Here is a 12,973-nt window from a genome sequence, read left to right on the forward strand (position 1 = left end):
AACCTTGCGGATGAAGATACTATCAAGCTTCAGGGCTGGTTTGATGATGAGCAAAACCAGGTCGATGCCATTATGACCGAGGATGAAATCCTATATCATCATGAGCTCAATAAGATTATCCAGGCCATGGCAAGCTTTAATCCTGAAGCAGGTGATATAGAGATCACATTGAAAGAAAACGATGAAGATATCAACACGATCATCGCTAAAAGCTGGCAACCAAAAGAAACATAAAGCCTTAACGAGGTGTTTTTGTTTGATCTAACATTGCCTCAAGTTTTCTAATTTTCTCACGAAGCGTAAGGATAATGGAAATGCCAGAAGCATTTACACCTAAATCACCGGCTAAGCGTAAAGCTGATTTTGCCTTATCAATTTGATCACAACGGATGTAATACGTCTTTTGCTCATATTTAGCATATACCACATCATGCTCTACCCACTCAATGATCAATTGCTCAGGCACACACAATAACGTGGATAATTGCTCAATACTTAAATAATCATCTTCAGACAATAAATGAAATTGAAAATCTTGCATCACTTACGCTCCTAACAAATCTTTTCTTGGATCAAATGCCATCTCATCCGCCATTTTTTGGTAAAATGCTTTTTGGCTATCTGAAACAGCTGGCGGCAAAATAACATCAAGCACAACATAAAAATCTCCTTTTGCCAGCCCTTTTCCTTTCAAGCGCATTTTTTTACCACTTTGCGTATGTGCAGGTACTTTAAGTTTCATTTTCCCATGTGGCGTTGGCACGGTTATCTCAGCACCCAAAGCAGCCTCCCATGGTGCAATCGGTATGTGGCTGTAAAGATCATTACCTACAACCTGATATTGTGACGTAGATTCCACGATAACTTCTAAATATAAGTCACCATCTTTACCTTGCCCCATCGCTTTTCCGCCTTGACCTTTAAGACGAATTTGCTGATGGTTACCTACCCCTTTTGGGATTTTAACCTTTAATTTTTTGGTTTTCTCTGTCACATATCCATTGTCATCAAGGGCTTGATAACGAAAGTGTAGTTGTCTTTCCACACCGTTTAGCGCTTCTAATACTGAGATGGAAACCTGTGTATGCAAATCCTGCCCATCAGCACGAAAATGGCCTTGTTGTTGGCTTCGCTTTTGGTGTGTTTGCTTAAAAAACTCGCCAAAAATATCTTCATAATCGCCAAAATTCTCATAGAAGTGTTGTCCTTCAGTATGAAAGCCACCACCATGACTTTTCTGAGAAAAACCGCCTTGTCCTTGAGATTGCTGAAATCCACCAGCCTGTGCCTGCTCCCAGTTTTCACCAAACTGGTCATATAGTTTTCGCTTTTGTGGATCTTTTAAAACACTATAGGCGGTTTGTATTTCTTTAAATTTCGCTTCAGCATCAGCTTCCGTGCTGACATCTGGATGATATTTTTTTGCCAGGCGCCGATAAGCTTTTTTAATATCAGCATCTGACGCAGATTTGGCTACACCCAGTAAATCATAATAACTTCCTGACATAATGGTTTCCTATTTTAACCTTCCAATATAATTTATTGTACGCTGCAAATGCTTGTGCTTAAAGATACAATCAGCAAACAATTAAGGACTTAATCACTTTTTGGCTAAGATCTTTCGTGCGAGTAACTCATTCAAAGCAAATGCCTGTGCAACACCACGATAAGATGATAAAAACTCCTGATATGTCTTAAGATCATATTCAGCAATTAACGCTTCTTTGACTTTGGCTTGTTTTAAGCGCCTTACAATATCATGGTTGTAATTACTGTAGTCTTTATTTTCATCTTCAATAGACAAAAGCCTGAACCCGCTGTTTAATAATACATCCTGATATTGTGTAATGGTCGTGGGATATAAGGTAAGGCCTTCTATTTCACACATTCTATCAACCTTTTCACCAAAACTTATGCCATCAGGGCTTAACCAATCATTAATTAAGAATAAGCCATTCCCTTTAAGCACACGGCAGACTTCTTTAAATAATGGTGTTTTATTGCGCAGATGCACTAACACCCCCTTAGAAAAAACCACATCAAAGCTATTGGTATCAAAAGGCAGTATATCTGGTTCTTCTAAACAATAAAAATACGTATTGTTATGCTTATAGTATTTATTGGCATGCTTAAGCATCATCGGGTTAATTTCAATGCCATGGTATTCCAGACTTGGATATTTTCTTGCGATATAGTGTGCCAAGCCACCTAGTCCAAACCCTATCTCTAAGACTTTTTTATTTGCAAGATCCACATCAAAGAAAAACTTATCTATTCCTTTTTCTCCACCCTCTGACATCATCCCCTGACCATAAGCAAATTCAAGGCTTCTGCAGTATTCATAAGGGTATTCTTCAATAATTTTTTTATGCTCCATCATTATAACAATATATCCTGTTTACTTAATTATTATGTCATCATATCCGCAATTTTTACTTTCCATTCTTTTGGTCCTGTTTCATGCACGGAAGTCCCCTGACTGTCAACAGCCACAGTAACTGGCATGTCTTCGACCTCAAACTCATAAATTGCTTCCATCCCTAAATCTTTAAAACCAACAACACGTGCTTTCCGAATTGATTTAGAAATCAAATAAGCAGCACCTCCCACCGCCATCAAATAAACGGCCTTGTGCTTTTTAATTGATGTTATGGTTTGCGCGCCACGCTCAGCCTTACCAACCATCCCGGCAATACCTACCTTGCTTAGCATAAACTCGGTAAACTTATCCATTCTTGTTGCCGTTGTCGGTCCTGCAGGGCCTACAATTTCATCACCAACTGGATCTACAGGCCCCACATAATAAATAAACCTGCCCTTTAAATCCACAGGCAAATCCTCGCCTGCTTTGATCATATCAACAATACGTTTATGTGCTGCATCACGCCCAGTCAGAAGCTTGCCATTTAATAGCAAGGTCTCACCAGGTTTAAAACTTTCAATATCAGCTTGAGTTAAGTCATCCAGATTCACCCGGCGCATTTGTGTTTTATCTACCTCAGCAATATCAGGCCAATCTTCTAAACAAGGCACTGGCAATTTTGCCACACCACTACCATCTAGTGTAAAATGTACATGGCGGGTAGCTGCACAGTTTGGAATCAAGGCTACTGGTTTACAAGCGGCATGAGTGGGATACTCATGGATTTTCACATCCAATACGGTTGTCAAGCCACCTAACCCCTGAGCACCAATGCCTAATGCATTAATCCGGTGATAAAGCTCAACGCGTAATTCTTCAATTAGCGTTTGTGGGCCACGCTCCAAGACTTCATGCATATCAATTTTTTCACCCAATGACTCCTTAGCCAAAAGCATCGCTTTTTCTGCCGTACCGCCAATCCCAATACCAATGATACCAGGCGGGCACCAGCCAGCACCCATTGTTGGTAACATCTCAAGCACCCAATCAACAATACTGTCACTTGGGTTTAATACTTTAAATTTCGATTTAAATTCGGAGCCACCACCTTTAGCAGCCAATTCAATCTCAATTTTATCTCCAGGCACCATGTCAATATGCACGATAGCAGGCGTATTGTCTTTTGTGTTTTTGCGTCCATTATGTGGTGGATTAACCATTGAAGCACGCAAAGGGTTATCCTGATTTAAATACGCTTGTCTGACACCTTCATTTACAAGTTCAGTGATCGTGCGATCTGTCTTATCAAGTTTTGCATCCATTCCAACTTTTACAAAAGCACACACCATTCCAGTATCCTGGCAAATAGGCCTGTGGCCATAAGCGGCCATTTTTGAATTAATCAAAATCTGTGCGATCGCATCTTTCGCAGGCTTTGAAGCTTCTTTTTGGTAGGCTTTATGCATTGCCTGGACAAAATCTTTAGGATGATAGTAAGAAATAAATTGCAGACCATCAGCGACACTTTGAACAAAATCTTTGACTTTAATTACACGCATTGTATTTACTGTTATTCAATATTAATTAGCATGCATTTTACTATAAGTTCTTCCAAAAGCACAAACATGCCAAGCAATAAATGTTGCTAACAACATGCCAAGCAATAATGCTGTTATTCTGCTCAATTTTATGGAAAACTGATATGACTACATAACACGCACTTTTATTATTTAAAATAATTGAGGGCGTAAAATAATGAAACAGCAAACAGGTCCAGGGCTTTTTTCTGCCATTGCTTTAAGTGTCGGAACCATGATGGGCAGTGGTTGGTTATTCGCTTCTTATTATGCATCGAAAGCTGCCGGTGGGGCGTCAATTTTTTCATGGATTATCGGAGCGGCAAGTGTACTAATCATGGCATTACTTTTAGCAGAAATTGCTATTAAACACCCGGTAAATGGCTTATTTACACGCTTAATCAGTCTATCACACAACCAGCACTTTGGTTTTGTCACCGGTATTTCCAACTGGCTTCTTGGCTTGATCGTTATCCCTTCTGAAGCAATTGCTACTACTCAATACCTTGCCTCAATTTATAAACCGATGACACATTATATTTTTAGCAATGACCAGCTGACAATATGGGGAATTACCATTGTCGGCTTATTGATGTTGCTTTATACCATCATCAATTATTGGGGAATTCGCTTTTTTGCCAAGATTAATAACTCAATTACGACATTAAAAATCATCATTCCCTTGGCAACTGCAATTATAATGATTATTGCAGCCTTTCACAGCAGCAATTTCACTGCCGAGAAAAACAGTTTTATCCCCTTTGGCACCAGCAGTATTTTCAGTGCAATCGTAAGCTGTGGGATATTTTATTCGTTCTTTGGCTTTCAAACCGCGGCAAGTTTTACTGCTGAGCTGAAAAACCCGAAAAGAAATGTCCCCATAGCATTGGTCTGCAGTGTGTTAATCGTTTTAGGTATCTATCTTTTATTACAAATTGCATTTATCGGCGCCCTGCCACCACATATGCTTTCAGGCGGCTGGCAAGGACTTAACTTTGAATCACCTTTAGCACAATTAGCTGGCCTTTTGGGATTAAATGCTTTGGCAGTCATTTTATACGCTGATGCACTTGTTAGCCCATCAGGCACAGGATTAATCTATATGGGTGCCAGCACACGCATGCTTAATGAAATGGGGAAAAACCATCAGGTACCTAAGGTATTTGCACAAGTGAATACCCAAATAGGCATGTCCAGGGTATCATTGATTTTTACCTTTATCTGCTCTTTTGTTTTGATCCTCTTTTTCAAGAACTGGCAGCTTATTGCCTCATTAACGACAACTTTCATCCTGATTTCCTGTATTGCTTTACCGGTTGCCCACGCTAAACTAAGTGCTAACAAAAAGGATCCCCTGCCCATACGGTACCTTCCTTTTTCAGGCCTTTTCACCTTTGTCATCTTCCTGTTTTTAGGTTATTTATTAATGATTTCAGGGACTGTTAACCTGGCCGTTGCGCTTATCTTACACCTTGGCTTTTTCATAATGTATGGCATCATGCATCAACGTGCATCAAGTAAAACAAGCTACAAACTGATGTTGAAATCCTCTTGGGGAATTTTTGCCTTTTTAATCTTCGAACTCATCTCATCAATTTTTTATGCAATACCGCATAACGTAACTGTATTTTATACAATATTTTTTGTGTTACTCATTATCTTTTATGGCATACTGGTTAGTCAAAAAAATTATGCGTAATATTCATGAAAATACTCGTCGATGCCGATGCCTGCCCAAAAGCAATTAAACAAATACTCTATAAAGCGGCTCACCAGCGAAAGGTGACTTGCATCTTTATTGCCAACCACCCTTTATATCACCCACCATCACCCTTTATAAAGTCAAAGCTGGTTGATAAGGGATTTGATGTTGCTGATCAATTGATCGTTGATATGGTCAAACCGCATGATCTAGTGATTACAGGCGATATCCCACTTGCTAATGATGCAATCCAACAACAAGCAACCGTTATCACACCTCAAGGCAAAAAATACACAAAGGCCAACATTGGTCAGGCATTGTCCATGCGTGATTTTTTTACGACCATGCGTGATGCTGGCGTTGTAGAGACAAAAACAAAGCCATTTAGCCACGCGCAGACTCATCGCTTTGCCAGTGAACTTGACCGCTATTTACATATCCATTTAAACAAAAAGACATAGGAGCATGTATGAATCTTTTTCACTATCCAAACGCAGGTGATCAGGAATTATTTGATACGCTTTTACAAAAGGACAATATCAAAGTCGAACGCATTGTTTCCTATGGACAGGTCACACCAAAACAATCACCCTACATACAACAATGGGATGAGTTTGTGCTGGTGCTACAAGGTCAGGCAAGACTGAAAATTGCAGCGCAAGACGAGGTTGTACTGCAAAAAGGCGACTTTCTACATTTACCAAAACAAACACCGCACTGGGTTACTTTTACCTCAAGTCAACCACCTGTCATCTGGCTTGCTATCCATTTTCGTGAATAATTCACTTTTTTTATCAAAAGCTATTGACTCACCTGAAATTGATCTATAAAATTCCCTTTCGTTAAGGCGATCCCCGATAGCTCAGTCGGTAGAGCAAGTGACTGTTAATCACTGGGTCGGCGGTTCAAGTCCGTCTCGGGGAGCCACCAATTAATTCAGCATACTAAGCCAAATATCCATAGATTTAGCCACCACGAAAAGCAGAAATCATGAAATTCGCATTTTGAAATATTCTTGTCTATGCTATAGGGCATTAAGAATCTCTATGACTCTTACTTGATGCCTTAAACTTACTTGAAGGAGTACGCTATGGATGCCATATTTCCAAAATCCCCCATAATCAAAACATTTATTGTGTTACTCAGCTGTTTGCCTTTATTCGCCAACGCACAAGGCGTTGCCACAGCTAAAATCATTAATAAAGCAGACAAATCCATCTCTGTTATCAACCTAAGCGGAAATGACTGCATGGTGGTTAGCACACCTAATTATAGTTTTAAAACACTCGATGTTGGATCAGGTGATACAGCAAGTATTATAGGAACCTGTGATTTTATTTTATCCTCAGAAGGAGGTCAAATCGGCGAAGGACAAGTCGAACCCTATAATATCGATTACAAAAATGGGAAGAATCAACAGTTTAATGTTGCGTTAAAAGATAACTCTCAGGCAAGTCATGACCAGTTTGAAGGGACCTATACGATTACCAACAGTGAATAAACGCTCGATTACCACACTGACAGCTTCACCTAAAACAGTGTGAATTAACCCTTTGATAACACTTTTGCCACCGGTGCAAAACTCTTGCGGTGAATATCCAAAGCGCCATACTCTTGTAAGAGCTGCAAATGCAGTTTTGTTGGATAGCCTTTGTGCCTTGCAAATTGATAGTGTGGGTATTGTTTATCGTATTGAACCATTTGTCGATCACGATAGACTTTAGCAAGAATTGAAGCGGCTGAGATTTCAGCGATTTGGCTGTCTCCTTTAATGATTGCTGTTGCATTGTAATTCCAGTTTGGTAATTGGTTACCATCAACTAAAACTTCAGTAAAAGGTAGCATAATCTTATCTGCAACACGCCTCATTGCCAATAAAGTCGCCTGCAGGATATTAATCTCATCAATCTCCTTGGGTGTGCTTTGAGCAATAGCAAAGGCAAGTGCCTTTTGCTGTATTACTTCATAAAGACTTTCGCGTTTTTTTGCCGTTAATTTCTTTGAATCCATCAATCCATCAATCGGATTTTTAGGGTCTAAAATAACACCAGCAGCGATAACCGAACCTGCCAAAGGTCCACGTCCTGCTTCATCAATACCTAATATCATGCTATTCCTTTTTATGATTCGAACTATTTTTTGCAGGAATATGGCTTAAAAAACCACGTAAAATATTCACTTCCTGGGACTCTAACTGCGCGCGCTGAAACAGACGCTTTAACTTGTCAACAACATGACCTGGTTTATCCGGATTTAAAAAACCTGTTGCAATCAGCTTTTCCTCTAAGTGCTGATAGAACCCTAACAGCTCTTTGGCAGAGGCTTTTTCACGAACATAATGAGCTGCAGGAAGCTGCACTTTTTGATCACACGCAATATAATAGCTATATAGCTCATAACAAAACACTTGCACCGCTTGCGCCAGGTTTAAAGAGTTATACACTTCATTCGTTGGGATATAGGCATGAATATGGCACATAAGCAGTTCATTGTTATACAAACCCGTGCGCTCACGGCCAAAAACAATGGCAACTTCACCACCTTGAGCCGTCTTTTCTATACTCTTTTGTGCTGCACTTTTCACATTGATAAGTGGTAAATCCATGCGCCTTGTTCTTGCACTGGTTCCAATCACAAGCGCCACACCCTCTAATGCCTCTTCAAGTGATGTAACAACATGTGCATTTTTTACCAGCGCATCTGCATGTGCTGCAACAGCATGTGCGTGATCATCGGGTTGTTGTTTTGGGTTTACAAGATATAACTGGCTTAATGACATATTCATCATCGCGCGCGCTGCTGAACCAATATTCCCCATATGAGAAGTTTCAACCAACACAATCCGTATTTTATCTAACATTTAAATTTTAAAAACTATCACCTTGTATCTAAATATTGTATCATACACCACTAAAGAAATTTTAAAAATTTAACCAAGGAATTGCCTTCATGCATCCAAAAATGAACGTTGCCATTAAGGCTGCTCGCCAAGCTGGGCGCGCAATTTTAAAAGCCAATGACAATCGTAGCACAATAGAAGTTCATGAAAAATCCAAAAATAATTATGTTACCAATATTGATATTGAGGTTGAGAAGAAAATCATTGCCACACTTCAAAAAGCCTTTCCAGATCAATTTTACATCACTGAGGAAGCTGGACATTTTGGTAATGAGAACAGTGACCACACCTGGATTATCGATCCGATAGATGGCACAAACAATTTTATTCACGGCCTGCCACATCACTGTGTTTCTATTGCAATGCAATTTCGCAATAAGACAGAATTAGCCGTTGTATACAACCCGTATTTAGATCAGCTTTTCACTGCAACTAAAGGGTCCGGTGCACAGTTAAACGGCCAGCGTATTCGCGTAGGTAATAAAAAAGAGTTCACCGGCTGTTTATTTTCTGGTGCTTTAAAATACAGCACAAAGGTCTTTAATCCAAGTTACCCTGAAGCGGTACTTGCACTTCATGAAGAAATCTCAGGCCTTCGCTATTCAGGCTCTTTAACTTTAGATATGTGTTATGTTGCTGCAGGTTATCTTGATGCCGTTTGGACATCACGCGATGCAAAAATCTGGGATATTGCCGCGGCTGATCTAATCATCAAAGAAGCAGGTGGCATGCTTTGTGGCTTAGATGGCGGGCTTCACTATTTACAAGATGGCCGCTTAATTGGTGGGAATCCACGTATTGTTGCCAAGCTTACTAAATTCTTATCACCACATCTGGCCAAGTAATGAAGAATTCGCGTGCGATTGCCTGTGAAATCATTCACAAAATCACGCAGCATCAAATCAGTCTTATCTCAATAGACCAACTGCTATCACATGAAAATATCAGTGATCAGGATCGCCGCTTTATTTATGCCATTTGCTATGGTGTTTTCCGTCATTACTTTTACTTAGAGCAGCACTTACTACAGATCTGCAAACAAAAAACAAAAGCCAAGGTTAAATCACTGCTATTAACTGCGCTTTATCAGCTGATTTTTATGCACCAACCCAAACATGCCATCATCAATGAAACCGTAAATGCCTGTAAAGCATTAAAACTCAATGCCGTTTGTGGTTTTGTAAATGTGGCTTTAAAAAACTTTAAATCACACCTTCCCCCTTATGATCCAGCAAAAGACATGCCTGACTGGCTTATTGGCAAACTGCAAAAACATTATGACAATGCTGATGATATAGTGATACAAAGTAATAGCCAACCCCCTGTTTTTATCCGGCTGAACCAGCAAAAAAATCAAACAGAACTGTTAAAGCGTTTCCAAAAAAATAATATCGCTTTTGATACTACTGTTTTACCTTATTGTCTGAAATTAAATAAAAACTACAACATCGCGCAGCTTCCTGGGTTTAATGAGGGGTTATTCAGTGTCCAGGATCTTTCAGCGCAATATGCAGCGCATATTTTAGCGCCAAAACCTAATGAGCATATTCTTGATGCCTGTGCTGCCCCTGGTGGGAAAACTGCACATTTACTTGAAAAATGCACAGAAATTTCGCTGACCATTGCTGATTGCAACGAAAAACGATTTGCTAAAATCCATGAAAATTTAACGCGCCTTAAACTCGATGATAAATTAAAACTTGCATTTCTTCGCTGTGACATCACCCAAAAGCAATTTCACAAGCAGTTTGATAAAATATTACTTGATGCACCATGCAGTGCCACCGGTGTTATTCGCCGACACCCTGATATTAAAGTACTGCGAACACCTGAAGAAATAAAAACGATTGTTGAAATACAAAGAAAACTTTTAGCCAACCTATGGCCTCAATTAAAGCCAGGTGGCATGTTACTATATGTTACTTGTTCGATTTTACCTGAAGAAAATGATAAACAAATATCGCAATTTTTACTGACACACACAAATGTGACAGTATTAGATATCAGTATTTTTAATCATGAAAGCAGAAAAAAATATGGCTATCAACTTCTGCCTAAAACTGACCAAGGTGATGGCTTTTATTACTGCTTATTACGAAAAGAAGCATAAATTGTTTAACAGGGAGAATAAAGCCAATGAACGTATATCAATTAAATGACATCTCACCTTCTGATCATTATTTCAAACAACAAAATAAACATATCTATGTTTTGTTAGTTTTATCCATGATAATTATATGCGCAATGACCAGCTCCGCGATCACTGCAACAAAACCGGTCCACCTCATACTGCAATTCCCTTTTTCCAATATTATGTTTGGACTGTTCACCTTTCCCGTTATTGATGCGGTATGTGAGCTTTATGGAAAAAAACAGGCTTATTTTGTTGCTGTTTTAGGGGTAATCAGCCAGATGGTGTTCGTTTTTATTATTGAGTTGTCTGTTATCACACCATCAGCACAAGGATGGGTTAACCAGTCTATTTATGCAGAAGTTCTGGCAAAAAGCAGCCTTGTTATTCTAGGCACTTTCATTGGTTTTTTGATCTCACAGTTTTTTGATATTTTTATTTTCCAAATGCTCAAAGAATTTTCAAAAGGTAAGCAACTCTGGTTTCGCTCTGCTTTTTCAAGCATTATTGGTCAATTTGTTGATTCAGTTATCTTCATCTCCATCGTATTTTGGTCTTTTCCTGATAAGACCTCACTTATTATCGGTGCCTTTGTTTCTAAAAGCATTTTAAGCATTGTTGCCATCCCAATTACTTACGCTATTGTCTTTGGCGCGAAACGTTATTTGCGAACGCCGGTGGGTCAATATTGATCGTGCTCTTGACTTAAGCATGTCTATCACATTATGATTTGTACAATTTTTAGAAAAACCTGTGTATAAATATAAAGATGATTATCGAACCACAAATAGTCCGTGGCGGTTTAGTGAAAAATCCGCATCCTATTGGCTGTAAAGCCGTTGTTAAACGCCAAATTGATTATGTAAAAGCCAAAGGCGCATTTAGCAATAAGAAAAAAGTGCTTATTATTGGTGGCTCTTCAGGCTATGGCCTTGCTTCACGCGTTGCGATGGCTTATGGCGCCAATGCGGATACTATCTGTGTTTCATTTGAAACCGGTATAACACAAAAACGTATTGGGACTGCTGGCTGGTGGAACAATATATGGTTTAAACATTTTGCCGAGAACGATGGATTAATTGCAAAAAACGTTATCGGTGATGCATTTAGTGATGAGCTCAAACAACAAGTCATTGACATTATTCAAAAAGACTTTGGTGGTAAGATTGATGCGCTTATCTACAGCCTTGCATCACCCAGGCGAACGGATCCCAAAACAGGTGTTACACACGAATCTGTGCTAAAAAGTACCATAGGTGAAATTTCAGCGCCTACCTTAGATTTATCTAAAAAAACCATCACGCCAGGAAAAATGGCAGCAGCCACACAACAAGATATTGACAATACAATTAAAGTCATGGGTGGTGAAGATTGGCAGTTATGGATTGATGCATTACAAAAAGCCGATGTGTTAGCCCAGGGTTTTAAAACAACGGCATATTCATATGATGGTGCCAAGGCAACTGATGCCATTTATAAAAAAGGCACGATTGGTGCGGCAAAACGTCATTTAGAGAAAACAGCGCATATGCTTAATGATGTGCTGCAACCTGTTCATGGCGAAGCTTTTGTTACAGTCGCTAAAGCATTGGTAACAAAAGCCAGTGCATTTATTCCCCTTTTTCCATTATATGGCTGTGCATTATTTAAAGTCATGAAAGAAGAAGGCACGCATGAAAATACGATTGAGCAAATTGACCGGTTTATGCGTGATATGATGTACGGTGAAAGCCGTATTATTGATGAAGCTGGCCGCATTCGCCCTGATAACCTTGAAATGCAATCGAACACGCAACAAAAAGTCAATGCAATCATGGCGCAAATGACACCACAGAATTTTAAACAGATCAGCGACTTTGATGGGTTCTACCAGGATTTTCTCGCCTTAAATGGCTTTGGCATATCAGATGTTGATTATCAAGAGGAAATTGATATCGATATGCTAAAAACACTTACACCATAAACTGTTACAATTTGCTTTGGAAATAAAAACAGTAAAATGATTTACCAATGCTATCAGGGTAAACGCATCTAATTTTCTTTAACTACGGTAGTTAGATAGCTTGGATCAACCAGGGCCTTTCGCTGTTTTCGGCGAATACTCATCTTTACAGAGGTATCTTTTTTTAGAAGCCCTAGAGCAAACTTTCTCATCCAAGAATAATTGATGGCCGCATTTTCTTGACGAATTCGGCTTTGATCCTCTCTAAAAGTAACATCTAATGACCCGTGAAGGTGCTTCTCCACTTGCCAGTATGCGCGTATTTCTGTTAAGGTTGTATTGGGCCCTGTATTTGGCAAC

16 protein-coding genes and 1 tRNA gene are annotated in these 12,973 nt (G+C 39.4%); 10 read left to right on the forward strand and 7 right to left on the reverse strand.

Annotated elements, in window-relative coordinates; genetic code table 11:
• Positions 1-234: hypothetical protein (locus DNK84_RS12675; protein WP_162902454.1), on the forward strand; the 234-nt coding region annotated here is incomplete at its 5' end.
• Positions 235-238: 4 nt separating this feature from the next.
• Here the strand turns inward: DNK84_RS12675 and DNK84_RS12680 are convergent.
• The 4 genes from DNK84_RS12680 to DNK84_RS12695 all read right to left on the reverse strand — a co-directional run bounded on the left by DNK84_RS12680 (position 239) and on the right by DNK84_RS12695 (position 3,921).
• Entirely contained in the window at positions 239-541 is a 303-nt protein-coding gene (locus DNK84_RS12680; protein ID WP_119344849.1) for a chaperone modulator CbpM, read from the reverse strand.
• A 3-nt stretch (positions 542-544) separates the two neighbouring features.
• Positions 545-1,507: a DnaJ C-terminal domain-containing protein gene (locus DNK84_RS12685; protein ID WP_119344850.1), complete on the reverse strand. Its 963-nt coding sequence runs from the start codon at positions 1,505-1,507 to the stop codon at positions 545-547.
• Between the two features lie 93 nt (positions 1,508-1,600).
• The gene (locus DNK84_RS12690; protein ID WP_119344851.1) at positions 1,601-2,380 is read right to left on the reverse strand and encodes a methyltransferase domain-containing protein; all 780 of its coding nucleotides are present in this window, start codon (positions 2,378-2,380) and stop codon (positions 1,601-1,603) included.
• A 29-nt stretch (positions 2,381-2,409) separates the two neighbouring features.
• On the reverse strand, positions 2,410-3,921 hold the full coding sequence (locus DNK84_RS12695) for a fumarate hydratase (RefSeq protein WP_119344852.1): 1,512 nt from the start codon (positions 3,919-3,921) through the stop codon (positions 2,410-2,412).
• A gap of 196 nt (positions 3,922-4,117) precedes the next feature.
• On the opposite strand from DNK84_RS12695, the gene DNK84_RS12700 reads away from it, so the two are divergent.
• The 5 genes from DNK84_RS12700 to DNK84_RS12720 all read left to right on the forward strand — a co-directional run bounded on the left by DNK84_RS12700 (position 4,118) and on the right by DNK84_RS12720 (position 7,142).
• The gene (locus tag DNK84_RS12700) at positions 4,118-5,638 is read left to right on the forward strand and encodes an APC family permease (RefSeq protein ID WP_119344853.1); all 1,521 of its coding nucleotides are present in this window, start codon (positions 4,118-4,120) and stop codon (positions 5,636-5,638) included.
• 5 nt (positions 5,639-5,643) lie between these two features.
• Complete coding sequence (locus DNK84_RS12705) at positions 5,644-6,102, forward strand: YaiI/YqxD family protein (protein WP_119344854.1); 459 nt, start codon at positions 5,644-5,646, stop codon at positions 6,100-6,102.
• 8 nt (positions 6,103-6,110) lie between these two features.
• Positions 6,111-6,422, forward strand: a complete 312-nt coding sequence (locus DNK84_RS12710; RefSeq protein WP_119344855.1) for a cupin domain-containing protein — start codon at positions 6,111-6,113, stop codon at positions 6,420-6,422.
• A gap of 70 nt (positions 6,423-6,492) precedes the next feature.
• Positions 6,493-6,568: transfer RNA gene (locus tag DNK84_RS12715), tRNA-Asn, on the forward strand.
• Between the two features lie 163 nt (positions 6,569-6,731).
• Positions 6,732-7,142 carry a hypothetical protein gene (locus DNK84_RS12720; protein WP_119344856.1) on the forward strand — a complete coding sequence of 137 codons (411 nt, stop codon included), beginning with the start codon at positions 6,732-6,734 and terminating at the stop codon, positions 7,140-7,142.
• A 44-nt stretch (positions 7,143-7,186) separates the two neighbouring features.
• Here the strand turns inward: DNK84_RS12720 and rnhB are convergent, their stop codons facing one another.
• Together rnhB and DNK84_RS12730 are read right to left on the reverse strand one after the other, a co-directional pair.
• The gene (rnhB, locus tag DNK84_RS12725) at positions 7,187-7,750 is read right to left on the reverse strand and encodes a ribonuclease HII (protein WP_119344857.1); all 564 of its coding nucleotides are present in this window, start codon (positions 7,748-7,750) and stop codon (positions 7,187-7,189) included.
• Between the two features lies 1 nt (position 7,751).
• Positions 7,752-8,501, reverse strand: coding sequence for an RNA methyltransferase (locus DNK84_RS12730; protein WP_119344858.1), 750 nt, complete (start codon positions 8,499-8,501; stop codon positions 7,752-7,754).
• Positions 8,502-8,590: 89 nt separating this feature from the next.
• Between DNK84_RS12730 and DNK84_RS12735 the strand changes: the two genes are divergently transcribed.
• The 4 genes from DNK84_RS12735 to fabV all read left to right on the forward strand — a co-directional run bounded on the left by DNK84_RS12735 (position 8,591) and on the right by fabV (position 12,634).
• Positions 8,591-9,385, forward strand: a complete 795-nt coding sequence (locus DNK84_RS12735; protein ID WP_119344859.1) for an inositol monophosphatase family protein — start codon at positions 8,591-8,593, stop codon at positions 9,383-9,385.
• A complete protein-coding gene (gene rsmB, locus DNK84_RS12740) occupies positions 9,385-10,650 on the forward strand; it encodes a 16S rRNA (cytosine(967)-C(5))-methyltransferase RsmB (RefSeq protein ID WP_119344860.1) in 1,266 nt (421 codons plus the stop codon). The genes DNK84_RS12735 and rsmB overlap by 1 nt, the downstream gene beginning before the upstream one ends.
• A 26-nt stretch (positions 10,651-10,676) precedes the next feature.
• On the forward strand, positions 10,677-11,363 hold the full coding sequence (locus DNK84_RS12745; protein WP_119344861.1) for a queuosine precursor transporter: 687 nt from the start codon (positions 10,677-10,679) through the stop codon (positions 11,361-11,363).
• Between the two features lie 77 nt (positions 11,364-11,440).
• Positions 11,441-12,634 (forward strand): enoyl-ACP reductase FabV, encoded by a 1,194-nt coding sequence (gene fabV / locus DNK84_RS12750; RefSeq protein WP_119344862.1) that lies wholly within the window; start codon positions 11,441-11,443, stop codon positions 12,632-12,634.
• Positions 12,635-12,702: 68 nt separating this feature from the next.
• Here the strand turns inward: fabV and DNK84_RS12755 are convergent.
• A partial coding sequence (locus DNK84_RS12755) for a transposase (RefSeq protein ID WP_162902456.1) occupies positions 12,703-12,973 on the reverse strand: 271 nt, incomplete at its 5' end.

The organism is Facilibium subflavum (assembly GCF_003574485.1).
Taxonomy (GTDB): domain Bacteria; phylum Pseudomonadota; class Gammaproteobacteria; order Francisellales; family Francisellaceae; genus Facilibium; species Facilibium subflavum.